Source organism: Streptomyces glaucescens (assembly GCF_000761215.1).
Lineage (GTDB): Bacteria > Actinomycetota > Actinomycetes > Streptomycetales > Streptomycetaceae > Streptomyces > Streptomyces glaucescens_B.
The window spans coordinates 577,558-602,841 of the sequence record NZ_CP009438.1; the positions used below are offsets into that span (position 1 = coordinate 577,558).

Annotated in this window: 23 protein-coding genes; 16 read left to right on the top strand and 7 right to left on the bottom strand. The window is 72.9% G+C overall.

The features are described 5' to 3' along the window. Positions 1-12 precede the first annotated feature (12 nt). From SGLAU_RS02445 to hemC, 4 genes are all read left to right on the top strand, one after another. A complete protein-coding gene (locus SGLAU_RS02445) occupies positions 13-789 on the top strand; it encodes an NPP1 family protein (RefSeq protein ID WP_043497927.1) in 777 nt (258 codons plus the stop codon). 292 nt (positions 790-1,081) lie between these two features. After that, the gene (locus SGLAU_RS02450; RefSeq protein ID WP_043497928.1) at positions 1,082-2,098 is read left to right on the top strand and encodes a questin oxidase family protein; all 1,017 of its coding nucleotides are present in this window, start codon (positions 1,082-1,084) and stop codon (positions 2,096-2,098) included. A gap of 28 nt (positions 2,099-2,126) precedes the next feature. Next, a complete protein-coding gene (locus SGLAU_RS02455; protein ID WP_043497929.1) occupies positions 2,127-2,645 on the top strand; it encodes a hypothetical protein in 519 nt (172 codons plus the stop codon). 73 nt (positions 2,646-2,718) lie between these two features. Then, positions 2,719-3,654: a hydroxymethylbilane synthase gene (hemC, locus tag SGLAU_RS02460; RefSeq protein WP_043497930.1), complete on the top strand. Its 936-nt coding sequence runs from the start codon at positions 2,719-2,721 to the stop codon at positions 3,652-3,654. A gap of 16 nt (positions 3,655-3,670) precedes the next feature. Here the strand turns inward: hemC and SGLAU_RS02465 are convergent, their stop codons facing one another. Then, entirely contained in the window at positions 3,671-4,192 is a 522-nt protein-coding gene (locus SGLAU_RS02465) for a hypothetical protein (protein ID WP_043497932.1), read from the bottom strand. Between the two features lie 415 nt (positions 4,193-4,607). Between SGLAU_RS02465 and SGLAU_RS02470 the strand changes: the two genes are divergently transcribed. After that, positions 4,608-5,402 carry an RNA polymerase sigma factor SigF gene (locus SGLAU_RS02470; protein WP_043497934.1) on the top strand — a complete coding sequence of 265 codons (795 nt, stop codon included), beginning with the start codon at positions 4,608-4,610 and terminating at the stop codon, positions 5,400-5,402. An 86-nt stretch (positions 5,403-5,488) separates the two neighbouring features. On the opposite strand, the gene SGLAU_RS02475 is transcribed toward SGLAU_RS02470, so the two are convergent. After that, on the bottom strand, positions 5,489-5,827 hold the full coding sequence (locus tag SGLAU_RS02475; protein WP_043497936.1) for an ANTAR domain-containing protein: 339 nt from the start codon (positions 5,825-5,827) through the stop codon (positions 5,489-5,491). Between the two features lie 128 nt (positions 5,828-5,955). On the opposite strand from SGLAU_RS02475, the gene SGLAU_RS02480 reads away from it, so the two are divergent. Further along, a complete protein-coding gene (locus SGLAU_RS02480) occupies positions 5,956-6,759 on the top strand; it encodes a VOC family protein (protein ID WP_043497938.1) in 804 nt (267 codons plus the stop codon). Between the two features lie 80 nt (positions 6,760-6,839). Here the strand turns inward: SGLAU_RS02480 and glgX are convergent, their stop codons facing one another. Then, the gene (gene glgX / locus SGLAU_RS02485) at positions 6,840-8,996 is read right to left on the bottom strand and encodes a glycogen debranching protein GlgX (protein ID WP_052413581.1); all 2,157 of its coding nucleotides are present in this window, start codon (positions 8,994-8,996) and stop codon (positions 6,840-6,842) included. After that, positions 8,993-9,505 (bottom strand): hypothetical protein, encoded by a 513-nt coding sequence (locus tag SGLAU_RS02490; RefSeq protein ID WP_043497939.1) that lies wholly within the window; start codon positions 9,503-9,505, stop codon positions 8,993-8,995. The genes glgX and SGLAU_RS02490 overlap by 4 nt, the downstream gene beginning before the upstream one ends. 324 nt (positions 9,506-9,829) lie before the next feature. Between SGLAU_RS02490 and SGLAU_RS02495 the strand changes: the two genes are divergently transcribed. The 6 genes from SGLAU_RS02495 (at position 9,830) to SGLAU_RS02520 (ending at position 18,756) form a co-directional block, all read left to right on the top strand. Continuing rightward, a complete protein-coding gene (locus SGLAU_RS02495; protein ID WP_043506182.1) occupies positions 9,830-10,126 on the top strand; it encodes a DUF5133 domain-containing protein in 297 nt (98 codons plus the stop codon). 74 nt (positions 10,127-10,200) lie between these two features. Continuing rightward, complete coding sequence (locus SGLAU_RS02500; RefSeq protein WP_043497941.1) at positions 10,201-12,198, top strand: alpha-1,4-glucan--maltose-1-phosphate maltosyltransferase; 1,998 nt, start codon at positions 10,201-10,203, stop codon at positions 12,196-12,198. After that, positions 12,195-13,913, top strand: coding sequence for a maltose alpha-D-glucosyltransferase (gene treS, locus SGLAU_RS02505; RefSeq protein WP_043497943.1), 1,719 nt, complete (start codon positions 12,195-12,197; stop codon positions 13,911-13,913). Before SGLAU_RS02500 ends, treS begins: the two co-directional genes overlap by 4 nt. Before the next feature lie 43 nt (positions 13,914-13,956). Next, positions 13,957-15,348 carry a maltokinase N-terminal cap-like domain-containing protein gene (locus SGLAU_RS02510; protein ID WP_043497945.1) on the top strand — a complete coding sequence of 464 codons (1,392 nt, stop codon included), beginning with the start codon at positions 13,957-13,959 and terminating at the stop codon, positions 15,346-15,348. A 4-nt stretch (positions 15,349-15,352) separates the two neighbouring features. After that, positions 15,353-17,575, top strand: a complete 2,223-nt coding sequence (gene glgB / locus SGLAU_RS02515) for a 1,4-alpha-glucan branching enzyme (RefSeq protein WP_043497948.1) — start codon at positions 15,353-15,355, stop codon at positions 17,573-17,575. A gap of 83 nt (positions 17,576-17,658) precedes the next feature. Then, positions 17,659-18,756: a glutamate--cysteine ligase gene (locus tag SGLAU_RS02520; RefSeq protein ID WP_043497949.1), complete on the top strand. Its 1,098-nt coding sequence runs from the start codon at positions 17,659-17,661 to the stop codon at positions 18,754-18,756. Here SGLAU_RS02520 and SGLAU_RS02525 read toward each other — a convergent pair. Next, positions 18,746-18,979 (bottom strand): DUF6480 family protein, encoded by a 234-nt coding sequence (locus SGLAU_RS02525; RefSeq protein WP_043506183.1) that lies wholly within the window; start codon positions 18,977-18,979, stop codon positions 18,746-18,748. The genes SGLAU_RS02520 and SGLAU_RS02525 overlap by 11 nt on opposite strands. A gap of 153 nt (positions 18,980-19,132) precedes the next feature. Between SGLAU_RS02525 and SGLAU_RS02530 the strand changes: the two genes are divergently transcribed. The 3 genes from SGLAU_RS02530 (at position 19,133) to SGLAU_RS02540 (ending at position 23,115) form a co-directional block, all read left to right on the top strand. Further along, a complete protein-coding gene (locus SGLAU_RS02530) occupies positions 19,133-21,037 on the top strand; it encodes an AMP-dependent synthetase/ligase (RefSeq protein WP_043497950.1) in 1,905 nt (634 codons plus the stop codon). 109 nt (positions 21,038-21,146) lie between these two features. Next, positions 21,147-21,581: an ATP-binding protein gene (locus tag SGLAU_RS02535; RefSeq protein WP_043497952.1), complete on the top strand. Its 435-nt coding sequence runs from the start codon at positions 21,147-21,149 to the stop codon at positions 21,579-21,581. A 169-nt stretch (positions 21,582-21,750) separates the two neighbouring features. Then, positions 21,751-23,115, top strand: coding sequence for an NAD(P)/FAD-dependent oxidoreductase (locus SGLAU_RS02540; RefSeq protein WP_043497954.1), 1,365 nt, complete (start codon positions 21,751-21,753; stop codon positions 23,113-23,115). A 99-nt stretch (positions 23,116-23,214) separates the two neighbouring features. On the opposite strand, the gene SGLAU_RS02545 is transcribed toward SGLAU_RS02540, so the two are convergent. Together SGLAU_RS02545 and SGLAU_RS36125 are read right to left on the bottom strand one after the other, a co-directional pair. After that, positions 23,215-24,105 (bottom strand): RNA polymerase sigma factor SigF, encoded by an 891-nt coding sequence (locus SGLAU_RS02545; protein ID WP_043497956.1) that lies wholly within the window; start codon positions 24,103-24,105, stop codon positions 23,215-23,217. Positions 24,106-24,308: 203 nt separating this feature from the next. Next, the gene (locus tag SGLAU_RS36125) at positions 24,309-24,752 is read right to left on the bottom strand and encodes an ATP-binding protein (protein WP_043497958.1); all 444 of its coding nucleotides are present in this window, start codon (positions 24,750-24,752) and stop codon (positions 24,309-24,311) included. 248 nt (positions 24,753-25,000) lie between these two features. Here SGLAU_RS36125 and SGLAU_RS02555 point away from each other — a divergent pair, with 248 nt between their 5' ends. Further along, positions 25,001-25,261 carry a hypothetical protein gene (locus tag SGLAU_RS02555; RefSeq protein WP_052413582.1) on the top strand — a complete coding sequence of 87 codons (261 nt, stop codon included), beginning with the start codon at positions 25,001-25,003 and terminating at the stop codon, positions 25,259-25,261. The last annotated feature ends 23 nt before the right edge of the window (positions 25,262-25,284 follow it).

The following is a 25,284-nucleotide window of genomic DNA, read 5'->3' on the forward strand; positions in this document are numbered from 1 at the left end:
GAGGAGGCCGCAGTGTCGTCGCAGAAGTCCGTATCGCACCGCCGGAGATGGTTCACCGCTCTCGCCGGGGCCGCCGCGTTCGTCGTCGCCTTCCCGGCCACCGCCTTCGCCGCCCCGCCGCCCGCCCTGCCCGCGAACGCGGAGGCGGCCGAGCGCGCCTACCAGCCCGCGTTCGACTACGACACGGACGGCTGCTACCCGACGCCCGCGATCAGCGCGGACGGTACCGTCAACGGCGGGCTCAGCCCGACCGGCGCGCTCAACGGCAACTGCCGGGACGCCTCCGACCTGGACAACACCAACAGCTACTCCCGCTCCAAGTGCGACAACGGCTGGTGCGCGTACCTGTACGGCCTGTACTTCGAGAAGGACCAGGCGCTGCCGGGCACGAGCATCGGCGGGCACCGGCACGACTGGGAGCACGTCGTGGTCTGGGTGCAGAACGACCAGGTGCGGTACGTCGCGACGTCCAACCACGGCTCGTTCACGATCACCGCCGCCTCCGCGGTGCGCTTCGACGGCACCCACGCGAAGGTCGTCTACCACAAGGACGGCATCGGCACCCACTGCTTCCGCCTGGCGGGCTCGAACGACGAGCCGCCGGAGAACCACGAGCGGACCTGGCAGTACCCGCCGCTGGTCGGCTGGAACGGCTACCCGGCGGGCGTGCGGGAGAAGTTGTCCGCGTACGACTTCGGCAGCGCCCACTTCGGCCTGAAGGACGGCAGCTTCGCCGGCCACCTGGCGTCGGCGAAGCCGTCGGGCGTCCCCTTCGACCCGTACGCCTAGGGCCTTTCGTTTGGATCAGCCCGGCTTGAGGTCCGGAGCCTCTCGACCGACCCGAGCGGGGTCTGGTGCGTGCGGCTGCGAGGCGGAGGAGGGAGTCGACGCGGAGCGTCGGCGACCGACGACAACGCCGCAGATGCGCGTGCCAGGCCCCGCGACGCCGGGGTGATCCGAACGACAGGCCCTTAGCCTTGCCGCCCCCGGATGTGGGCCCCGGGGCTTAGGCCCCGGGGCGTGGCGCGGGTCAGCCCCGCGGCCGATCACACGGCGCCGTCGCTGCCGTAGCGTCCGGCGCATGACCACGAGCGACACGAGCGGACGGCTCGACGAGGCTTTCGAACGGCTGCACACCACCGGTCCGGAGTTCCGGGGCTGGCTCAGCAACCACGCTCCCATGGTGGTCGAGTCGCTGGCCGCGCACGGACGGGCGGGGGCCGTGCACCGCTGGCTGGACCTGTACGACGACCGGCTGGAGGAGTTCCCGGCCCGGACCGAGCGGGTCACCGACGCCAACTGGGCGCGGGCGCTGGGCGATCCGCGGCGGGCGGCCGACTGGGTCGACCACTTCACCCGCGCCGTCGCCGAGCGCCCGTGGCGCGCCGTGCTCGCCGAGTGGTGGCCGCGCCTGCTGCCCGGGCTGTACGCCGGCGCGACCCACCCGGTCATCCGCGTCGGCCACGCCGTGCGCGCCCTGCGGGACCGGGAGAACGAGCCGCGGCGCACCGAACTCGCCCACGCCCTCGGCTACTGGGCGGCCCGTCACCTTCCCGTCGCAGGCATCGAGCCGCTGCCGGGCGCGCCGAGCGCCGCCGGCAGCCTGGACGCCGTGCCCCCGGTCGAGTCCGCGCAGGGCGGTTACCTCGCGCGGCTGGCCGCCGTACGGCGCCTGCCCGTGTGGGCGGACGACGTGACCGGCCCGGAGGCCGCACGCGAGCGGCTGACCGAACTCGTCCGGGCCGCCACCCACCGCTACGCCACCCACGGCCACGGCGACCCGACGATGCTCGTGCACGCGGCCACCGCCCCCAACGCGGTGCTGCGCACCCTGGACGCCCTCCCCCGCGAGCTGTGGGTGCCGAGTCTGCACGCCGCCTGGACGGCCTCCGCGGCGGTCACCGCGATGTACGCCCCGGACGAGCCGGCCGAGCGGGTCCCGCCCGCCCGGCTGACCGCCGGAGAGCTGGTCGAAGAGGCCCTGGCACACGGCGACGAGCACGTCATCAAGTTCGCCGACACCGCGCTCGACGTCGGCGACGAGGTGGCGCTCGCCGCCGCCCGGCGCGCGGTGGAACTGAGCGAACCGCTGGTCTGAGCCCGCCGGGTCAGCCGATGATGGCCGGATGGATCATGACGACAGGCTGCCTGCGGCGGTCGGCGCGGCCGCGCTGCTCGCCCTGGCCGACGGCCACCACGCCCGCACCGTCCGCCCGGCCGGCACCCGTGAGGCGGCCGGCCACCTGGTGAAGACGTACGCCCTCCAGGCACCGGGCCGCACGGTCGCCGAGCCGGACGTCGAGGCCGCGCTGCGGCTCGCCGGGGCCCACCTGGCGCTCGGCGGGCAGCGCGGCTCGCTCGGCCTGTCCGTGCTGATCGTGCACGCGGGCGGCGACGGCGACTACGTGCTGGTGCACACCTGGATCGAGGGGCACATGGCGGACCTCGCCGTCTTCACCGGCCCGGCCGGGCGGCCCGGACTGCTGCGGCCGGGGCGGACCGGGCTCGCGCCCTGTGTGTGGGAGGCGGCCGTGCTGGCGCACGAGCGGGAGGCGTTCTCCCGGCACGTCCTGGACGGCACCGGCCCGTTGTCCGGCCGGATCGCCGCCTGGAGCGCGGACACCGCCGAAGGGACGGTGCGCTGAGCGGCCCGCCCGGCGCGCCGCCGGGCCGGTGCCCCGTCGAGGCGGGTGCGGCCGAGGGGCTATCGTGTCCGCCATGTCCGTTCCGGAGCTGATCCGTATCGTCTCGCGTGACTCGCCCATGGCCCTGGCCCAAGTGGAGCGGGTGCGCGCCGAGTTGGCCGCCCTGCATCCCGGTGTGCGCACCGAGGTGGTGCCCGTGAGGACGACGGGCGACAAGTGGCTGGGGGACCTGTCCCTGGTCGAGGGCAAGGGCGCCTTCACCAAGGAGGTCGACGCCGCGCTGCTGGCCGGCGCGGCCGATCTCGCGGTGCACTGCGTCAAGGACGTGCCCGCCGACCGGCCGCTGCCGGCGGGCACGGTGTTCGCGGCGTTCCTCGAGCGCGACGACATCCGTGACGCGCTGGTGCACCCCGGTGGCCTCACCCTCGACGAGCTGCCGGCGGGCACCCGCATCGGCACCTCCTCGGTGCGCCGGATCGCCCAGCTGGCCGCCACCCACCCGCACCTGGAGTGCGTGCCGTTCCGCGGGAACGCCAACCGGCGGCTGGAGAAGCTGGCGGCGGGCGAGGCGGACGCCCTGCTGCTCGCGGTGTCCGGTCTCGAGCGCATCGGCCGCCGGGACGTCATCAGCGAGGTGCTGTCCCCGGAGACGATGATGCCGCCCATCGGCGCGGGCATCCTCGCCCTGCAGTGCCGCGAGGACGACACCGCCCTGATCGACGCGGTCAGCGCGCTCGGCGATCCGGCGACGCACCGGGAGGCGACCGCGGAGCGGATGTTCCTGCACGTCCTGCAGGGCCACTGCAACAGCCCGATCGCCGGCTACGCCCGGGTGGACCGGGGCGGCGAACTGTCCCTGCGGGCGTGTGTGTTCACCCCGGACGGCAAGACCCGGCTGAACGCCCACGAGTGGGCCGGCCGGCTGGACGCCGCGACCCTCGGCACCTCGGTGGCGGTGGCGCTGCTGCGGCAGGGCGCCCGGGAGATCATCGACGGCATCCCGCACTGACCGGCGGGCGGGCGCGTCAGGCGGTGCCTTCCTCCGCCTGGTCGCGCAGGAAGTTGCTCACCTGGTGGGCGAGGCTGTCCCGGCCGGCCGGGGGGTGCGCGCACGCCGTTCCCTCGGGCAGGCCGACGCCGCCCGCCCACATCCGGCGGTCGGTCCACTCGTCGTCCACCCGCAACTGGACCTGCACGTCGACCTGGCCGAGCGCGCTCTCGGGGCCGGCGGCGTAGAGCACGGCGGTGATCCGGCGCAGCGGGTAGATGTCGTAGCCCTCGATGAACTGCGAGTTGCGCCAGTCCATGAAGGCGCTCTCCCCGTCGGGGCCGATCCGCACGTCGATCTGGCCGTCCTCGAGGTGGACGCCGAAGCGTCCGGCGCCGCGGTTCTCGATCGCGACGCGGAGGCGGAAGTAGGTCAGCCCGTCGGCCGCGTCGTCCCGTCCGCGGGGCGGCTCGGCCCGCTCCAGACGGTGGACGCGCAGACGCAGACCGGCGTGCTCGTCGTACTCGTGCCAGTCCCCGACCACGTTCGGTTCGTACACACTCCACCTCTCGACCTCTCAAGAGGTGCTTCCTATCCGCGGCCCGAGCGCACTGTCAAATGAGCCGAATGGGCGGTTGCCGGTGTTCTCCGGGGCTTGATCGCTGATCAAGGCGTGGGCAGGAGGAATCCGCCGGGGCCCGGACGGGCGGGGTGCGCGGGCGTGCCGCACATCACGTTGCGGGGTCCGGCCGGTGATCGTCGCGGCCCGCGGTCCCGGCGGGGGCGGCAGGGAAGGCGACCGGGGCGTTTCGTCCGGTTTTGTCCGGGGAATGAGTGAGGATGTGCTTCGGACAGGAGGCACGTCCGTGGGAGCCCGCGCGCAGGGGACCCCGGCGTCCCGTATGCCAGAGCCCGAGCACACGCCTCCCACGGTGTCCGCCCATCCGGCACCCCGTGAGGGAGGCACGCGCACGATGCGTACGGCCGGCAGAACGAAGCAGCATCCGCACGACGACGCCCCGGACACCACGGAAGCGTTCGAACGACTCCAGAAGCTGCCCGAGGGCAGCCCGGAGCGCCGGGCCCTGAGGGACGAACTGGTCCGGCTCTGGCTTCCCATGGCGGAGAGGATCGCCGTCCGGTTCCGCGGCCGGGGGGAGGCCCTGGAGGACCTGTACCAGGTGGCGGCCCTCGGACTGGTGAAGGCCGTCGACCACTACGACCCCTCCCGCGGCCGGGCCTTCGAGGCGTATGCCGTGCCGACCGTCACCGGCGAGATCAAGCGGCACTTCCGCGATCACATGTGGACCCTCCACGTGCCCCGGCGCGTCCAGGACCTGCGCAACCGGGTCCGCAAGGCCGCCAAGGAGCTGGCCCAGACCACGCCGGGCCGCGCGCCGACGGTCGCCGAGATCGCCGCGCACGCCCAGCTCAGCGAGGCCGAGGTGGCCACCGGCATGGAGGCCCTGGAGTGCTTCTCCGCCCTCTCCCTGGAGGCCGAGATGCCCGGCACCGACGGGTACGCCCTCGGGGACGCGATAGGCGGCCCCGACCCCCGCTTCGACACCGTCGTGGACCGGGTGGCCGTCCGTCCGTGCCTGGAGGCCCTGCCCGAGCGCGAGCGCACCATCCTCTACCTGCGGTTCTTCTGCGGCATGACGCAGAGCACCATCGCGGAGCAGCTGGGCATCTCCCAGATGCACGTCTCCCGCCTGCTGAGCGCCTGCTTCGCCCGCCTGCGGGAGGAACTGCTCTCGGAGATGCGCTAGGCGGCGCGCCGCCGGACGTGTGCCGGGACCTGTGCCGCCGGGCCCGCCCCGAGGGGCGGGCCCGGCGGCGTCACGCGCTCGTGCGCTCAGGGGCCATTGCGCGGTGCCCCCGGGATCTGGGTCGGGCCGTGGCGGTCGAGGGCGTCCTCCAGTTCCGCCCGGATCTCCGGGGGCATCTCGCCGCGGCGGCCCCAGATCAGGATCAGCTCCGCGACGTTGCGCAGCTTGACGTTGGTGTGCTGGGAGACCTCCTTCAGCACCTGCCAGCCCTCGTCCGGGGCGACCCGGCCCAGGGCGACGATCATCCCGATCGCCTGGTCCACCACGGCGTGGGAGGACACGGCCTCCTTCAGCTGGGCCACTTCCTGCTGGAGAGCGAAGATCCGGTCCGTCTCGTCGGCCGGTTCGCGCGGGGTGCTTGCCACCCGTCCATCCTCCCCACGGGGAGTCCTGGCTGCCACCGGGGTACTCGGCAGGCGCCAGAGGCGGTTCCGGTCGGACACTGGTGACGGACCGGTGGCCGCCGGCCCCACGAACGCAGGGAACGACTGCCATGACACAGCACCGGACACCCGCCGCCCACCCGGCCGAGGTCGTCTCCACCGACTCCGTCTTCGGCGCACCCTGCTGGGTGAGCCTGACCAGCCGGGACCTGCCCGCCACGGAGGCGTTCTACTCGGCCGTGCTGGGCTGGCAGTGGCGCTCGGCCAAGCTGGGCGAGCGGTTCCGCATCGCCCTCGCGGACGGTGCGCCGGTGGCCGGGATCGCCGGGATGGCCGGCATGTGGCAGGCGGCGGTCGCCTGGACGCCGTACTTCGCCGTGCGCAGCGCCGACGAGGTGGCGGGGCGGGTCCAGGAGCGCGGCGGCACCGTCGCGGTCGGGCCGATCTCCTTCCCGCCCGGGCGCGGGGCGCTGCTCGCCGACCGGGACGGGGCGACCTTCGGGATCTGGGAGGGGTCGCTGTTCACCGACTGGGAGACCTGGCGGCGGGCGGCGCCCGCCTTCGTCCGGCTGCACACCCGGGACGCCTTCGACGCCGCGATCTTCTACGGCGAGGTCCTCGACTGGGCCTCGGCGCGGCCCGGCTGCTGCGAGGTGCAGTACGAGGGCGAGGAGGTCGTGCTGCGCAGCCGCGGCGACATCGTGGCCCGGATCGAGTCGGGCGCCGTCGAATCGGCGCCCGACCCCACCATCCGGCCCCACTGGCAGGTGCACTTCTCCGTGCCCGAGGTCGCCGCCTGCGCCCGCGCCGCGGAGCTGCACGGCGGCAGCGTGCTGCGCGAGGGCCCCGACGAGGCGGTGCTGCGCGACCCGGACGGCGCGCAGTTCACGGTCACTTCCCGCCGGGAGCGGTAGGCCGGACGGGGGCGCGGGGAGTACGGCGGCGGGCGGACACCCCTTCCGGGTGTCCGCCCGCCGCCGTACTCCCCGCGCGGTCAGCCGTCCGCGGCCCGCCGGCCGCGCGGCGGCCGGGACAGCAGGACCAGGCTGCGGCTCTCCACCGGCACCACGGCCCCGGCCTTGTGCTCGGTCTCGTCCGGGACGTCCGGCACCGCCGTGTCGAGGACCGTCGTCCAGCGCTCGCCGTAGGCGGCGTCCGGGAGGCGGAAGTCGACGGGCTCCCAGTAGCCGTTCAGCAGCAGCAGGAAGGAGTCGTCGACGACCGGGCGGCCCCGGGAGTCCGGCTCGGCGATGGCGTCCCCGTTGAGGAAGACGCCGACGCAGTGCGCGTCGGAGCGCAGCCAGTCCTGGTCGCTCATCTCGCTCGCGTTGGGCAGCAGCCAGACGAGGTCGGGCAGCGGCTGGTCCGGCCGCACGGCGGTCTCGCCGCGGAAGAAGCGCCGGCGGCGCAGCACCGGATGGGCCGCGCGCAGCCCGATCAGGCAGCGGGTGAACTCCATCAGGTCGCGCTGTTCGCCGGTCAGCCGCCAGTCGATCCAGGAGACCTCGTTGTCCTGGCAGTAGGCGTTGTTGTTGCCGCGCTGGGTGCGGCCCAGCTCGTCGCCGTGGCAGAGCATCGGGATGCCCTGCGACAGCATCAGCGTGGCCAGGAAGTTGCGCTGCTGCCGGGCGCGCAGTTCCCGCACCGCCGGGTCGTCGGTCTCGCCCTCGGCGCCGCAGTTCCAGGACCGGTTGGTGCTCTCGCCGTCCTGGTTGCCCTCGCCGTTGGCCTCGTTGTGCTTGTCGTTGTACGAGACGAGGTCGCGCAGGGTGAAGCCGTCGTGGGCGGTGACGAAGTTGACGCTGGCGCGGGGCCGGCGCCGGCTGTGCTGGTAGATGTCGGACGACCCGGTCAGCCGGGAGGCGAACTCGCCGAGCGTGTGTTCCTCGCCGCGCCAGAAGTCGCGGACGGCGTCCCGGTACATGCCGTTCCACTCCGACCACAGCGGCGGGAAGTTGCCCACCTGGTAGCCGCCCTCGCCGACGTCCCACGGCTCGGCGATCAGCTTGACGCGGCTGATCACCGGGTCCTGCTGGATGAGGTCGAAGAACGCCGACAGCCGGTCGACCTCGTGGAACTGCCGGGCCAGGGTCGCGGCGAGGTCGAAGCGGAAGCCGTCGACGTGCATCTCGGTGACCCAGTACCGCAGCGAGTCCATGATCAGCTGGAGCACGTACGGGTGCCGCATCAGCAGACTGTTGCCGGTGCCCGTGGTGTCGTAGTAGTGCCGCCAGTCGCCGTCGACCAGGCGGTAGTACGAGGCGTTGTCGATGCCCCGGAAGGACAGCGTGGGGCCCTTCTCGTTGCCCTCGGCGGTGTGGTTGTAGACCACGTCCAGGATGACTTCCAGGCCGGCCGCGTGCAGCGCCTTGACCATCGCCTTGAACTCGGCGACCTGCCGGCCGCCGGTGGAGTCGGCGGCGTAGTCGTTGTGCGGGGCGAAGAAGCCGATGGTGTTGTAGCCCCAGTAGTTGGACAGCCCGCGGTCCTGGAGCACCCCGTCGTGGACGAACTGGTGCACGGGCATCAGTTCGACGGCGGTGACGCCCAGCGAGGTCAGGTGGCCGACGATCGCCGGGTGGGCGAGCCCGGCGTAGGTGCCGCGCAGCTCGGGCGGCACCTCGGGGTGGGTCCGGGTCAGGCCGCGGACGTGGGCCTCGTAGATCACGGTGTCGGCGTAGGCCCGCCGCGGCGGGCGGTCGTCGCCCCAGTCGAAGTACGGGTCGGTGACCACGCCGAGCATCGTGTGCCCGGCGCTGTCCGCCGGGTCGGGTCCGGCGGACGACCGCTCGTACAGCGAGGGGTGGTTGTCGGTCTGCCCGTCGACGGCCGTCGCGTACGGGTCGAGCAGCAGTTTCGCGGGGTTGCAGCGCTGGCCGAGGGCCGGGTGCCACGGACCGTGCACCCGGTAGCCGTACCGCTGTCCCGGCCCGACGCCGGGCAGGTAGCAGTGCCAGACGAAGCCGTCGACCTCGTTCACCGGCACCGTGCGGTGCCGGCCGTCGTCGTCGACGAGGACGAGTTCGACCCGTTCGGCGACCTCGCTGAAGAGGGCGAAGTTGGTGCCCTGGCCGTCGTAGGAGGCACCCAGCGGGTAGGGGTGCCCGCTCCACGCGCGCACCCCGGCGTTGCGGTGCGGTTGGCTCGTCACCGTGCGTCCTCCAGAGCCCCGTCGGCGGTGCCGGCCGGTGCGGCCAGGGACGCGACCGGCAGCTCGCGGGGCACCTGGAGCCCCTCGCGCAGGCCCGGAGTGGGCGCCGTGGGGACCAGCGGGGCACGGCGGCCGGCCCGGGCGCGCTGGGAGAACCAGATCACCTTGCTGCCGGTGTCGGCGGCGCAGCAGCCCCAGCCGTCGCTCATCGCGGCGATGTGCTCGAGGCAGCCGCGCAGGTCCTGGTCCGGGCGCAGGTCCCGGTCGTTGTCCGCGACGGCGGTGATCAGGTGCTGGCCGTTCCACCACATCTCGATGGAGGTGTGCTTGTCCGTGGCGTGCTCGTCGATGGCCCTCAGCAGCAGCTCGGCGCCGCGGCAGACGGGCTCGACCAGCGTCTCCAGGTTCCAGTACCTGAGGTGGGCGGCCAGGATGCGGCTGACCTGTCCGACGCGTTCCGGGCTGACTTCCACGTCGAGGTGGTAGTAGCAGGGCACTGCGGTCTTCATCGTCGTTGGCTCCTCACCGGCGAGGCTCTCGCTCCCTTCCTCGCCCTAGTGGGCCGGAACGGCCCTGACGGGCCGAATCCCCCGACACGAAGCGTGAGTACCGATCGCTTCTGAGTAACCTCAACAGTGGGGGCGCTAGCCCATTCGTGCAACAGGAGCGACACCAGGGATCTGATTGAAGCTCCAACAAGACGCTGGGTCGCCGCGCGTGCACCATGAGTGAAGGACTCGATCGCCGTAACGGACTCCGTGCACCGTCGTGCGCGGCCACCGGCCCGACCGTCGGGACGTGCCCATCGAGTGCCCCGGAAGGTGAACGGCGCCATGCTGCTACCCGCCAGAGCCGAAGTCGCCCGGCAGCTGCGGCGGTACCGGGCGTGGGAGCGGGTCATGCTCGCTTCCCCGACCGACCGCCGGGTGCGGGCGACGTTCGAGGACTCGGGCTACACCCTGTGTGTGCTCATGGGGAAGCGGTGTGCGCGGGAGGCCGCCGACGCGGCCGAGCGGTTCCTGCGCACCACGCTGACCACCTACTTGCAGGAACAGGACGACCGGCCCCGCAAGAGCGGCACCGCCCGGCGCGGTCCCCCGAGGGGGACCCGCTCCCGGGTGCCCGGCTGATCCCGTCCTTTCGGCGCAGGATCCCGAGCCGGGCCACGGCGGCCCGGCTCCGAAGTACGGCGGAGGTGAGACCCATGAGTACGACGGTGGTCATCGGGCGCATCCCGGTACGGGACGTCCATCCGGCGGTCGAGTGCGGCAGGCGCCCGGCGAAGGCGGTCACGGGCGAGACGTTCCAGGTCACCGCCACCGTCTTCCGCGAGGGCCATGACGCGGTCGGCGCCAATGTCGTGCTGCGCGACCCCGAGGGCCGGCCCGGCCCGTGGACCCCGATGCGCGAGCTGGCGCCCGGCAGCGACCGGTGGGGCGCGGAGGTCACTCCGACGGCCGAGGGCCGCTGGACGTACACCGTGGAGGCGTGGAGCGATCCGCTCGGCACCTGGCGGCACACCGCCCGCGTCAAGGTCCCGGCCGGGATCGACACCGGGCTGGTCCTCGAGGAGGGCGCCGGCCTGTACGAGCGCGCCGCCGAGGAGGTGCCCGGGCAGGCCGGGCGCGCGGTGCTGCTCGCCGCCGCGCGGACCCTGCGCGACGACACGCTGCCGGTCGCGACCCGGCTGGCGGCGGCGCTGACGCCGGAGGTGGACGCGGTCCTCGCCCGGTATCCGCTGCGCGAGCTGCTGACCCGCACCCCGCCGTACCCCCTGCTGGTGGAGCGGGAGCGGGCGTTGTTCGGGTCGTGGTACGAGTTCTTCCCGCGGTCGGAGGGCACGCGGGAGGTTCCGCACGGCACGTTCCGCACGGCCGCGCGGCGGCTGCCGGCGATCGCGCGGATGGGTTTCGACGTGGTCTACCTGCCGCCGGTCCATCCCATCGGCACGACCTTCCGCAAGGGCCCGAACAACACGCTGTCCGCCGGCCCGCGGGATGTGGGGGTGCCCTGGGCGATCGGCTCGCCCGAGGGCGGCCACGACGCCGTCCACCCCGAGCTGGGCACGATCGAGGACTTCGACCGGTTCGTGGAGGAGGCCCGCGGCCACGGCCTGGAGATCGCCCTGGACTTCGCCCTGCAGTGCTCGCCGGACCACCCTTGGGTGCACAAGCACCCGGAGTGGTTCCACCACCGCCCCGACGGGTCCATCGCCCACGCGGAGAACCCGCCGAAGAAGTACCAGGACATCTACCCGATCGCCTTCGACCGGGACATGGACGGCCTGGTCGCCGAGACCGTGCGCATCCTCAGGTTCTGGATGGGCCACGGAGTGCGGATCTTCCGCGTCGACAACCCGCACACCAAGCCCGTCGTGTTCTGGGAACGGGTCATCGCCGAGGTCAACCGCACCGATCCGGACGTGATCTTCCTGGCCGAGGCGTTCACCCGCCCGGCGATGATGCACACCCTGGCCCAGATCGGCTTCCAGCAGTCGTACACGTACTTCACCTGGCGCAACACCAAGCAGGAGCTGACGGAGTACCTGACCGAGCTGTCGGGCGAGGCCGCGAGCTACATGCGGCCCAACTTCTTCGTCAATACCCCCGACATCCTGCACGCCTACCTCCAGCACGGCGGCCGCCCGGCCTTCGAGGTCCGCGCCGTCCTCGCCGCCACCCTCTCCCCCGCCTGGGGCGTCTACTCCGGCTACGAACTGTGCGAGAACACCCCGCTGCGCGAGGGCAGCGAGGAGTACCTCGACTCGGAGAAGTACCAGCTGCGGCCCCGCGACTGGGAAACCGCCGAACGCGAGGGACGCACCATCACCCCCCTCATCACCCGCCTCAACGACATCCGCCGGCGCCACGCCGCGCTGCGCGGCCTGCGCAATCTGCGTTTCCACCGGACCGACAACGACGCGGTCATCGCGTACAGCAAGCGCTCCGGCGCCGACACCGTCCTGGTGGTCGCCAACCTCGACCCTCACCACACCCAGGAGGCCACGGTCACGCTGGACCTGCCGCACCTCGGCATGAACCCGCACGAGGCCGTGTCGGTGCACGACGAACTGACGGGTGAGACCTATCACTGGGGCAGCACGAACTACGTGCGTCTGGAGCCCGGCCGCGCGCCGGCCCATGTGCTCCACGTCCAGCGGTCCCCCGCCGCGCCGCAGATCGGAGGGTCAGCAGCGTCATGACTGTCAACGAGCCCGTCCCGGACACCTTCGAGGACACACCGGCCCAGGACCGTGACCCGGAGTGGTTCAAGCGTGCCGTCTTCTACGAGGTCCTCGTCCGTTCCTTCCAGGACAGCAACGGGGACGGCGTCGGCGACCTCAAGGGCCTGACCGCCAAGCTCGACTACCTCCAGTGGCTCGGCGTCGACTGCCTCTGGCTGCCGCCCTTCTTCCAGTCCCCGCTCAGGGACGGCGGTTACGACGTCTCCGACTACACGGCGGTGCTGCCGGAGTTCGGCGACCTCGCCGACTTCGTGGAGTTCGTCGACGCCGCCCACCAGCGGGGCATGCGGGTCATCATCGACTTCGTCATGAACCACACCAGCGACCAGCACCCGTGGTTCCAGGAGTCCCGCAAGGACCCCGACGGCCCCTACGGCGACTACTACATGTGGGCCGACGACGACAAGCAGTACCAGGACGCCCGGATCATCTTCGTCGACACCGAGGTCTCCAACTGGACCTTCGACCCGGTCCGCGGCCAGTACTACTTCCACCGGTTCTTCTCCCACCAGCCCGACCTCAACTACGAGAACCCGGCGGTGCAGGAGGAGATCCTGGCGGCCCTGCGGTTCTGGCTGGACCTCGGCATCGACGGGTACCGCCTGGACGCCGTGCCCTACCTGTACGCCGAGGACGGCACCAACTGCGAGAACCTGCCCGCCACCCACGAGTTCCTGAAGCGGGTCCGCCGGGAGATCGACGCGCTGTACCCGGACACCGTGCTGCTCGCTGAGGCGAACCAGTGGCCGGAGGACGTGGTCGACTACTTCGGCGACTACGCCAGCGGCGGCGACGAGTGCCACATGGCCTTCCACTTCCCGGTGATGCCCCGCATCTTCATGGCCGTGCGACGCGAGTCCCGCTACCCGGTCTCGGAGATCCTGGCCAAGACCCCGGCCATCCCCTCCCACTGCCAGTGGGGCATCTTCCTGCGCAACCACGACGAGCTGACCCTGGAGATGGTCACCGACGAAGAGCGCGACTACATGTACGCGGAGTACGCCAAGGACCCGCGCATGCGCGCCAACATCGGCATCCGCCGCCGGCTCGCCCCCCTCCTCGACAACGACCGGCACACGATCGAGCTCTTCTCCGCCCTGCTGCTGTCGCTGCCGGGCTCGCCGATCCTCTACTACGGCGACGAGATCGGCATGGGCGACAACATCTGGCTCGGCGACCGGGACGCCGTGCGCACCCCCATGCAGTGGACACCCGACCGCAACGCGGGCTTCTCCACCTGCGACCCCGGCCGCCTCTACCTGCCCACGATCATGGACCCGGTCTACGGCTACCAGGTGACCAACGTCGAGGCGTCCATGGCCTCCCCCTCCTCCCTGCTGCACTGGACCCGGCGGATGATCGAGATCCGCAAGCAGAACCCCGCCTTCGGACTCGGCTCGTTCCGCGAGCTGCAGTCGTCGAATCCCGCGGTGCTCGCGTTCCTGCGCGAGTACGAGGACGACCTGGTGCTGTGCGTGAGCAACTTCGCGCGGTTCGCCCAGCCCACCGAGCTGGACCTGCGCGAGTTCGCCGGCCGCCACCCGGTCGAGCTGTTCGGCGGGGTGCGCTTCCCCGCCATCGGTGAACTTCCGTACCTGCTGACCCTCGGGGGCCACGGCTTCTACTGGTTCCGGCTCGTCCGAGTCGCATCTCGCATCGGTCGTCGGCTGTGAGGCCGACCACCGTGAGCGTGCGCCGACGAAAGGAGGCGTCACCATGACGAAGACCGCGTACCTCCGACCGAGTGGCAGCGGCAGGGCCGGGCTGACCCGGCCCATGGCCTCGCTCGACGGCCTGCTGCGGGCGTGGCTGCCCGGGCAGCGGTGGTTCGCCGGGAAGGACCGTCCCGTCACGGACCTGCGGCTGCTGTCCCTGACCGAGCTGTTCCCGGGCTGTCTCCACCTGCTCGTGCACGCCGGTCACGCGGGCGGCCACAGCGGTCACGCGGGTGTTCCCGCGCCGGGTGGCACACCCCCGCCCGGGGACATCTACCAGTTGCTCCTCGGCATCCAGGAGCACCCGTCGCCCCGCCTGGGCCGGGCCCTGATCGGCCGGGCGCAGGACGGCCCGCTGGCCGGTCTCACGGTCTACGACGCCCTCCTCGACCCCCGTTCGGCGCAGCTGTTCCTGGAGCGGCTGCGGCAGCCGGGCTCGGCGGGCCCGCTGCGCTTCGAGACGGACCGGGCTCAGCCCGTCCCGGCCGGGCTGGTGCCGCGGGTGCTCGACGCCGAGCAGTCGAACTCCTCGCTGGTGTACGGCGACGAGTTCATCCTGAAGGTGTTCCGGCGCATCCAGCCGGGCGTCAACCCCGATCTGGAGGTGCCGGTCGCGCTGGCCGGGCAGGGCTGTGCACGGGTGCCCGCCCCGGTGGCGTGGTTCCGCACCACCCAGCCGCAGCCCGCGACGCTCGGCGTGCTCCAGCCGTTCCTGCGCGACGCGTCCGACGGCTGGACCCTGGCCCTGCACGCGCTCGCCACCGGCACGGACTTCACCACCCACGCCCGTGAGCTGGGCCGGGCCACCGCGGACGTCCATCTGGCGCTGGCCGCCGCGTTCCCGACCGGTGCCCCCGGCGAGAACGGGCGGACCGCGGCGGCCATGGCCGAACGGCTCGACGCCGCCGCGCACAGCGTGCCCGCGCTGCGGCCGTTCGTGCCGGGGCTGCGGGGCGCGTTCAGCGCACTCACCACCTGCGACCCCGGGCCGCCGGCCCAGCGGATCCACGGCGACCTGCACCTGGGCCAGGTGCTGCGCGCGGGCCGCGAGTGGTTCGTCATCGACTTCGAGGGCGAACCGTCCCGTCCGCTCGCCGAGCGGCGCAGTGCCCAGTCCCCCGTGCGCGACATCGCCGGCATGCTGCGCTCCTTCGACTACGCGGCCCGGCAGCGCCGGCCCTGGCGCCCCGAGTGGGCGCGCCGCTGCCGGGAGGCGTTCTGCGCGGGCTACGCGGCCCGGGCCGGATGGGACCCGCGCAAGAAGCACGGCCTGCTGCGCGCGTACGAGACCGACCGGGCCGTCTACGAAGTGATCTACGAGGCCAGACACCGTCCGGACTGGCTCCCCGTACCGATGGCGGCGATCGAACGACTCGCCGTGAGAGGAGACTGACACCGTGGCGCTGCGCGACACCTCGCTGCCCGAGCCGTCCGCCCCGAGCCCGGCCGTCCATCCGCCGGGCGGGGCGGCCCCGCCGCTGGACCCGGGCGACCGGGACCGGCTGCTCAGCGGCTCCCATCACGACCCGCACGCCCTGCTCGGCGCGCACCCCGTGCCCGGCGGGGTCGCCCTGCGGGCGCTGCGCCCGTTCGCGCGGTCGGTGACCGCGCTGGCCGGCGGGGTGCGGCACCCGCTGGTCTCGGAGGGCGACGGCCTGTTCTCGGTCGTGCTGCCCGGTGCCGCGATCCCGGCGTACACGCTGCTGGTCTCGTACGGGGACGGCGAGCGGGAGACGCACGACCCGTACCGGTTCCTGCCGGCGCTCGGCGAGCTGGACCTGCATCTGATCCGGGAGGGCCGGCACGAGCAGCTGTGGAAGGCGCTGGGCGCGGAGCCGATGGTCCACGAGGGTGTGGCCGGGACCCGGTTCACGGTGTGGGCGCCGAACGCGCGCGGGGTGCGGGTCGCCGCGGACTTCTGCCACTGGGACGGCACCGCGTTCCCGATGCGCTCGCTGGGCGCCTCGGGGGTGTGGGAGCTGTTCCTGCCGGGGGTCGGCGTGGGCACCCGCTACAAGTTCGAGATCACCTCCCAGTACGGCGGCCGGTTCCTGAAGGCGGACCCGATGGCGCGGGAGACGGAGCTGCCCCCGGACACGGCGTCGGTGGTCACGGCCTCGCACTACGAGTGGGGCGACCGGGAGTGGCTGGCGCACCGCGCGCGGACCCCGGTGCACGAGGCGCCGTTCTCGGTGTACGAGGTGCACCTGCCGTCCTGGCGGCCGGGCCTCTCCTACCGTCAGCTGGCCGAGGAACTGCCCGCGTACGTGAAGGACATGGGCTTCACGCACGTGGAGCTGATGCCGGTGGCCGCGCATCCGTTCAGCGGCTCGTGGGGCTACCAGGTGACCTCCTACTACGCCCCGACGCCGCGGCTGGGCGGACCGGACGACTTCCGGTACTTCGTCGACTCCTGCCACCGGGCGGGCATCGGCGTGATCATGGACTGGGTGCCGGCGCACTTCCCGAAGGACGACTGGGCGCTGGCCCGGTTCGACGGGGACCCGCTGTACGAGCCCGGGAACGCGCAGCGGGCGGAGCACCCGGACTGGGGCACGTACGAGTTCGACTTCGGCCGCACCGAGGTGCGCAACTTCCTGGTGGCCAACGCCGTCTACTGGTGCGAGGAGTTCCACATCGACGGGCTGCGGGTCGACGCGGTCGCCTCGATGCTCTACCTCGACTACTCCCGCGAGGACGGCGAGTGGTCGCCGAACGCGTACGGCGGCCGGGAGGACCTGGCGGCGATGGCGTTCCTCCAGGAGATGAACGCGACCGTGTACCGGCGGGTGCCCGGCGTGGTGACCATCGCCGAGGAGTCCACCGCCTGGGGCGGGGTGACCCGGCCGACCGACAGCGGCGGACTGGGCTTCGGGCTGAAGTGGAACATGGGCTGGATGCACGACTCGCTCCAGTACATGTCCAAGGAGCCGGTGCACCGCAAGTACCACCACCACGACATGACCTTCTCGATGGTCTACGCCTACAGCGAGAACTACGTCCTGCCCATCTCCCACGACGAGGTGGTCCACGGCAAGCAGGCGCTGGTCTCCAAGATGCCCGGCGACTGGTGGCAGCGGCGCGCCAACCACCGCGCCTACCTCGGCTTCATGTGGGCCCACCCGGGCAAGCAACTGCTGTTCATGGGCCAGGAGTTCGCCCAGGGCGGCGAGTGGTCCGAGGCGCACGGCCCCGAGTGGTGGCTGCTGGACGACGGCTACTGCGCCGCGGGTGACCACCGCGGTGTCCAGGACCTCGTGCGCGACCTCAACGCCCGCTACCGGCACAGCCCCGCGCTGTGGCAGCGCGACACCGACCCGTCCGGCTTCCGGTGGGTGGCGTGCGACTCCGCCGACGACAACGTCTTCGCGTTCCTGCGCTACGCCGCCGACGGCAGCCCGCTGCTGGCGGTGAGCAACTTCTCCCCCGTCGTCCGCCACGACTACCGCCTGTGGGCCCCGGACGACGTCGTGGCCTGGCAGGAGGTGCTGAACACCGACGCGGCCCGCTACGGCGGCAGCGACGTCACCAACCCGCATCCGGTCAAGCCTGAGGACGGTCACATCCGGCTCACCCTGCCGCCGCTGGCCACGGTGTGGCTGACGCCCGTGCCGGTGTGAACCTCCGCCGCCGGGGCAAGCGGGGCCTACGGGAGGACCGTCCTCCCGTACCTCGCGGCAGGTCCTCGGAAAGGCGGCACAGGGTGCGCACGGTCGGTGTGGAGGAAGAACTCCTTCTGGTGGATCCCGAGACCGGCGAGCCACGGGCGCGTTCCGCGGCCGTGCTGGCCCGGGCGGAGCAGGCGGACGCCGAGCAGGACGTGTTCGAGACGGAGCTCCACGAGCAGATGCTGGAGTTCGCCACTCATCCGCAGTCCGACATGGCGGCGCTGGGCGCGGAGATCGTCCGGTGCCGCAAGGAGGCGGCCCGGCACGCGGAGGACATCGGCTGCGCGGTCGCCGCGCTCGCCACCTCCCCGCTGCCGGTCAGCCCCGCGGTCGGCGAGACCAGCCGCTACCAGTGGATGGAACGCGAGTACGGGATCGCCACCCGGGAGCAGCTCGTCATGGGCTGCCACGTACATGTGGCCGTGGACTCCGACGAGGAGGGCGTGGCGGTCGTCGACCGGTTGCGGCCCTGGCTCGCCGTGCTGGCCGCGCTGAGCGCCAACTCCCCGTTCTGGCAGGGCAACGACACCAGTTACAGCAGCTACCGCAGCCGGGTCTGGCAGCGCTGGCCGTCGGCGGGACCGACCGAGCTGTTCGGCTCCGCCGAGGCGTACGACCAGCGGGTCGCCGACATGATGGCCACGGGCGCCCTGCTCGACGAGAAGATGGTGTACTTCGACGCGCGGCTCTCCCGGCAGTACCCGACCGTGGAGATACGGGTCTCCGACGTCTGCCTGGACGCGGACACCGCCACCCTGATCGCGACCCTGTCCCGGGGACTGGTCGAGACGGCCGCCCGGGACTGGCGGGCGGGACGGGAACCGGCCGGCCTCGGCGTCAGCGTGCTGCGCCTCGCGGGATGGCGGGCCGCCCGCTCCGGCCTCACCGGCGACCTGCTGCTGCCCGCCGGGATGCGGCCCGCGCCCGCCGCGACGGTGGTGGAGGCCCTGCTGGAGCACGTCGCGGACGCGCTCGCGGACAGCGGGGACCTGGACCGGGCACGGGAGAGCTGCGCCCGGCTGCTGCGGGAGGGCAACGGCGCACGGGTGCAGCGGGACCTGCTCGCGCGGACCGGCAGTCTGCGCGAGGTCGTCGCCGCCTGCGTGCGCCGCACCCAAGGCGCTACAGGATGAGGGTCAGGGCGTAGGCCAGGAAGAACGCGGCCACCAGCACCGACAGCACGATGATCAGCGTGAGCGGTCCCTTGGCCCAGCCCTTCGTCGGGTTGTGGGTCTCGCGGGGCCCGGCCTCCGGCATGCTGCTCTCCGCCGGCGGCGTCTCCCCGGGGGGTACACCGCCACCGGGTTCGAGGCCTGACGTCCGCTCGGGCTCGGGATCGGGATTGATGTGACTCATGGGCTCCGAGTCCCCCGATCCGGCCGAGATCATCGAACCGGACCCGATTCCGTCGTCCGGGCACCGCGCGGGCCCGCCGACCGCTACATTCGACCAGCGTCGATGACGGTCCTCGTCGGCGGAGTCACGGCCCGTACACCACAGGAGCAGCGCATGCGCGACGTCGCTCTCGCTCCACCGACCGCTGCGCCCGCCCTCACCGGCGGGCTCGCCGACAGCCTCTTCGACCGGGCCGAACGCGACCCGGCACGCCCGCTCGCCGCCTACCGCCCCGATCCGGCCCGTGACCACTGGCGCGAGGTGACCGCCGCGGAGCTGCGCGACGACGTGGTGGACCTCGCGCGGGGGCTGATCGCCTCGGGCATCTCGCCGGGCCGGCGGGTGGCCGTCATGGCGCGCACCCGCTACGAGTGGACCGTGCTCGCCTACGCGCTGTGGGCGGTGGGCGCCGAAGTGGTGCCCGTCTACCCGACCGCGTCGCGCGAGCAGGTCGCGTACATCCTGCGGGACACCGGGTGCGTGGCCGTGGTCGTCGAGGACGAACCGGGCGCCATGACGGTCGGCTCGGTGTGCGCGCAACTGCCCGCGCTGCGGCACGTGTGGCAGCTGGACGCGGGCGGGCTGGCCCAGCTCGCCGCGCGGGGCGAGGCGATCCCGCGGGAGGCGGTCGACTCGCTGCGCCGGATCGTGCTGCCGGACACCACCGCCGTCATCGCCTACACCTCGGGCACCTCGGGCCGCCCGCTGGGCTGCGCGCTCAGCCACCGCGGTCTGGCGAGCCCCTGCGACACCCTGCTGGCGGGGTGGGGGCACACGGCGGCGCCGCCCGGCGAGCAGGGCCGGGTCCTCGCCTTCCTGCCGTTCTCCCATGTGTACGGCCTGATGATCCAGGGTCTGTGCGTGCGCGGCGGGCTGCTGCTGGGACATGAGCCGGAGGTCGGTGAACAGGCTCTGGCGCGGGCGTTGCGCTCGTTCCGGCCGACGTACTTCTACGGGGTGCCGTCGCTGTTCGAGAAGCTGTACAAGACGTTCCTGCGGACGGCGCAGCAGACCGGCCGCGGGGCGCTGTTCGAGCGGGCCGCGGAGACGGCGCGGGCGTACGCGGCGGCCTGTGAGCGGCAGCGGCTCGGCCGGGGGTCCGGGCCCGGGATGGAGCTGCGGCTCCAGCACGCGGTGTACGAGCGGGCGGTCTACCGCCGGCTGCGGGCGGCCCTCGGCGGCCGGGTGGGCCGGGCCACCTCGGGCGGTTCGCCGCTCAGCCGCGAGCTGTCCCGGTTCTTCGAGGGCATCGGCATCCCGGTGCACGACGGGTACGGGCTGACCGAGACCAGCGGCGGCATCACCATGCAGCCGCACGGCCGGGAGAAGTCCGGCACGGTGGGACGGGCGCTGCCGGGCACGGAGATCCGGGTGGCCGCCGACGGGGAGATCCTGGTGCGCGGGCCGTCGGTGTTCCTCGGCTACCCGGGCGACCGGGAGGCCACCCGGAGGGCGCTGCGCGACGGCTGGCTGGCCACCGGTGACCTGGGCCGGCTGGACGCCCAGGGATATCTGACGATCACCGGGCGCAAGAAGGACGTCATCATCACCAGCAGCGGCAAGAGCGTCGCGCCCGCCGCGCTGGAGGAGCGGCTGCGGATGCACCCGCTGATCCACCAGGCGGTGGTGGTCGGCGACAACCGGCCCTGTGTGGGCGCCCTGATCACACTGGACCCGGAGTTCCTGGTGCACTGGCGGGCGGGGCTGACGCTGCCGGGCGACGTGCCGCTGCGGGAGGCCCGGGAGGAGAACGCGCTGCGCGAGGAGGTCGCGCGGGCCGTGGCCGGGGCCAACAGCACGGTGTCCCGGTCGGAGTCGATCCGGGTGTTCCGGGTGCTGCCGGAGCCGTTCGACGTGGCGAGCGGACTGCTGACGCCGTCGATGAAGCTGCGCCGGGACGCGATCGTGCGGCACTACGCCCAGGACATCGAGGCGATGTACGCGGCCCGGGCGCCCCTGCCCCGGCCGGTCACCGAGGATCCCGCGGTCTGGGACGACGGGGACGACGTGTTCCGCTGAGACCACCGCGACGGGCTCGCATGGCCTCGGCGGCCCGGGGAACTCGCCACGTGTCAAACGCAAGCAGACGTGGCGACTAGCCTGCGGAAACGCACGCGGGAATGGCGACATGACGACCGAGCCGGGATGGGACGACAGACTGGCTGCCCGAGGAATTCCGAGCCGTACGACCGGCTTTCCGGGCGAGCCGCGCGACGTGACGGGTGCGCGACTCGCCGCGGAGGGCTTCCTGCGGGACCTGGCGCGCATCGCGCCGCCCGCCTCACCCGAACACTGGGACGACATCCTGCTGGTGGTCACCGAACTGGCGGCGAACGCGGTGCAGTACGCGCCCGGCCCCTTCGAGCTGCGGATGCGCCGCGCCTACGACGGGGTGCACGTCACCCTGCACGACACCAGCACCACACCCCCGTCACCGCGGCCGTTCCGCCCGAGCACGGGCGGCGGCGGGATCGGCTGGCACCTGCTGCACGCCCTGTGCGACCAGGTCAGCGTGGTGACCGGGGAGCAGGGCAAGGACGTGCACGCCTTCCTTCCCTGGTGAGGCCCGAGGCGTCAGCCGGCGCCGGCTGGGCACCCGGATGGCCGCACCGGCGGCCGTGCGCCGAGCGCCGCCGGGCACCGCTGGACGAGCCCGTCGAGCGGTGCCCGACTGGCGCGACGGCGTCCGGCACGGTGGGATCGATGCGTAGACCGCGGAAGGGAAGGACAACGTGACACGACCCAGGATCCTGGTGGTGGGCGCGGGCTTCGCGGGAGTGGAGTGCGTACGGCGCCTGGAACGCAGGCTCGGCCCCGACGAGGCCGACGTCACGCTGGTGACCCCGTTCTCCTACCAGCTCTATCTGCCGCTGCTGCCGCAGGTCGCCTCAGGGGTGCTCACCCCCCAGTCGATCGCGCTGTCCCTGCGCCGCAGCCGCAAGTACCGCACCCGGATCATCCCCGGCGGAGCCATCGGCGTGGACCTCAAGGCGAAGGTCTGCGTCATCCGCACGATCACCGACCAGACCGTCGACGAGCCCTACGACTATCTCGTGCTGGCCCCGGGCAGCGTCACCCGCACCTTCGACATCCCGGGGCTCACCGATCACGCCTTCGGCATGAAGACCCTCGCCGAGGCGGCCTACATCCGTGACCACGTCATCTCGCAGCTCGACCTCGCCGACGCCAGCCAGGACCCGGCCGAGCGGGCCTCCCGGCTGCAGTTCGTGGTGGTGGGCGGCGGGTACGCGGGCACGGAGACCGCCGCCTGCCTGCAGCGGCTCACCCACAGCGCGGTGAAGCGCTATCCGCGGCTGGACCCGCGGCTGATCAAGTGGCACCTGATCGACATCGCGCCCAAGCTGATGCCCGAACTGGGCGACAGGCTCGGCCGCAGTGCGATGGAGGTCCTGCAGCGGCGGGGCATCGAGGTCTCGCTCGGGGTGTCCATCGAGAAGGCGGGCCCGGAGGAGGTCACCTTCACCGACGGCCGGGTGATCCCGACCCGCACCCTGATCTGGACGGCCGGGGTGGTGGCGAGCCCGCTCATCGCGACGCTGGGCGCGGAGACGGTGCGCGGGCGGCTCGCGGTCACCGCCGAGATGAGCCTGCCGGGCCACGACGGGGTCTTCGCGCTCGGTGACGCCGCCGCCGTTCCGGACGTGGCCAAGGGCCTGGGCAACGTCTGCCCGCCCACCGCGCAGCACGCCATGCGGCAGGGCCGCAAGGTCGCCGACAACGTCGTCGCGACCCTGCGCGGGCAGTCCATGGAGCCGTACATCCACAAGGATCTCGGGCTCGTCGTCGACCTGGGCGGCAAGGACGCGGTCTCCAAGCCGCTCGGCATCGAGCTGCACGGACTGCCGGCCCAGGCCGTGGCGCGCGGCTACCACTGGTCCGCGCTGCGCACCAACGTGGCCAAGACGCGGGTGCTGACCAACTGGGTGCTCAACGCCGTCGCCGGGGACGACTTCGTCCGCACCGGATTCCAGGCGCGCAAGCCCGCCAAGCTGAAGGACTTCGAGTACACGGACGCCTACATGACTCCCGAGCAGGTGCGGGAGTACGTGGAGGGATCCGGCCGCGGGGTGTCCTGACGGCACGGTCCCGGGGCGGCGCCGGGACGCGGGGACGACGGAGAGGGGGCCGGTCATCCGACCGGCCCCCTCTCCGTCGTCCCGCGGCCGCCGAGCTCTTCAGCGCCGGCGCCGTCCGTTGCACGACCCGGAGCCGGCCGGGCCGGCGGCGCTCGTCCGCCCGGTGCCGCGCCGGCCCAGCGCCTCGTCCCGGACGCGGGCGCAGCTGCGGCTGATGAGCCGGGACACGTGCATCTGGGAGATGCCGAGCCGGTCGGCGATCCGGCTCTGCGTCATGTCCTCGAAGAACCGCATGTAGAGGATGGCCCGTTCGCGTTCGGGCAGGTTGCGCAGGCACTCCTTGGCGGACTCCCGGTCCACCACGATGTCGTACGAGGAATCCGGCGCGCCGAGGGTGTCGGCGAGGCTGTAGCCGTCCTCGTCGGAGGAGAGTTCGGCGTCCAGGGAGAGGGTGCTGAAGCTCTCCAGTGCCTCGATCCCCGCGCCGACCTCTTCCTCGGTGAGGCCGGTGTGGGCGGCGATCTCGGCGATGGTGGGCTCGCGCGTGCCGGGGTTCTGGGCCAGCTCGCGGCGGGCCACCCGCACCTTGTTGCGCAGCTCCTGCACCCGCCGCGGCACGCGCAGCGCCCACATGCGGTCCCGGAAGTGGCGCTTGACCTCCCCGGTGATGGTGGGCACGGCGTAGCTCTCGAAGGCGCCGCGTTCGGGGTCGTAGCGGTCGATGGCCTTCACCAGGCCGAGGGCCGCCACCTGGCGCAGGTCCTCCACGGACTCGCCCCGGTCGCGGAACCGGCCGGCGATCCGGTGGGCCATGGGCAGCCAGGCCGTGACGAGTTCGTCGCGCAAGGCGTCCCGCTCGGGTCCGTCCGGCAGTTCGGCCAGCCGGGCGAAGAGTTCGGCGGTCTCGGGGGCGTCGTCGTGCGGTCGTCGTTGGGTCTGCACGGGGTGCCCGGAAGTGGTGGTGTGGCTGGCCGACGTGTCGATGCGCATGCGGAATCGCTCCTGAACGGTCTTTTCAGCGACTTTCTCGGGACTGACTTGACCGCGGTGAGGGTGCTCCGCTCCGGTCGACCTGGAGGCCCCGGAGCGCAGACCACTCCCCGCTGGCGCGCCTCCGGTCCGAAGCACGAAAATGCGCCTGCCCGGTCGCCCCGGGTGCAAACCCGGGGTGCCGCCCGAGAGCCGCGGACCGCTCAGAAGACGTCCACCTCGGCGGTGATGCGCTTGCCGCCGTCGGGCAGGCAGGTGACCCGCACGTCGCGCGCCAGCCGGCAGACGATCGGCCAGCCCCGGCCGCCGGGGCGCCGCCGCCCCTGGGCGTCGACCGGCGGCCTGACCTCGGGGACCCGGTCACTGCGGTCGCTCACCGACACCCGCACGCCGTGCTCCACGGCGTCGACGTCCACCTCGGTGATCCCGCCGCCGTGCAGGATGGCGTTGGTGGTCAGCTCGGAGGCGACGAGCAGCGCGTCGGCCAGTCCGTCCGCGTCGCAGCGCCGCCCGGTGGCCCTGCACCGGTGGGCCACCACGCGCCGCACGGCGCCGCGCACATCGGCGGGGTGGCACGGGCCCGGGCAGGCGGGCCCGGGGCGGCCGGGGGGTCCGTCGAGGCGTTCGGTCGAGTACTGGATGCTCACTTCTCTCGCTCCCTGACTGTCGGTCGGGAAAGGGAAAGGTCGGGGACGGGACGGGGACAAGAACGGGAACAGGAACGGGGACGGGGTCCAGGAGGGGCCGAGGACGAGGCCAAGGCGTTTTATCCGTTTGCCCCCCTTTTCGGCTGACCCTCGAGGCCGGACCCAAACCAGCAACCGTGGACCGGAACCGGGCGCGGGACCGCAGTCGAGGCGGTCATCGGGGCCGCGATGCGGGGTACGCGAACGCCATGACCGATGTCGTGGACTCAGACGAGCTGGTGCGCCGCATCCAGCGCGGCAGGGCGTGGGCCCTGCGGGAGGAGCGCGCATGGCGGGAGCGCAGCGAGACGCTGCGCGCGGCCGAACCCGACGGGGCCCGGGACGCCGCCGTGCGCGCACTGGCCTACCGGGCGGTGATCGGGGTGCTGGACGAGATCCTCACACCCGGCAGACACCCGGACGACGACGTGACCGCCCGGTCGGGCGGGACGGCCGGCCGCCCCGATTGACCCGCGCGGGCTCCGGGCACCCG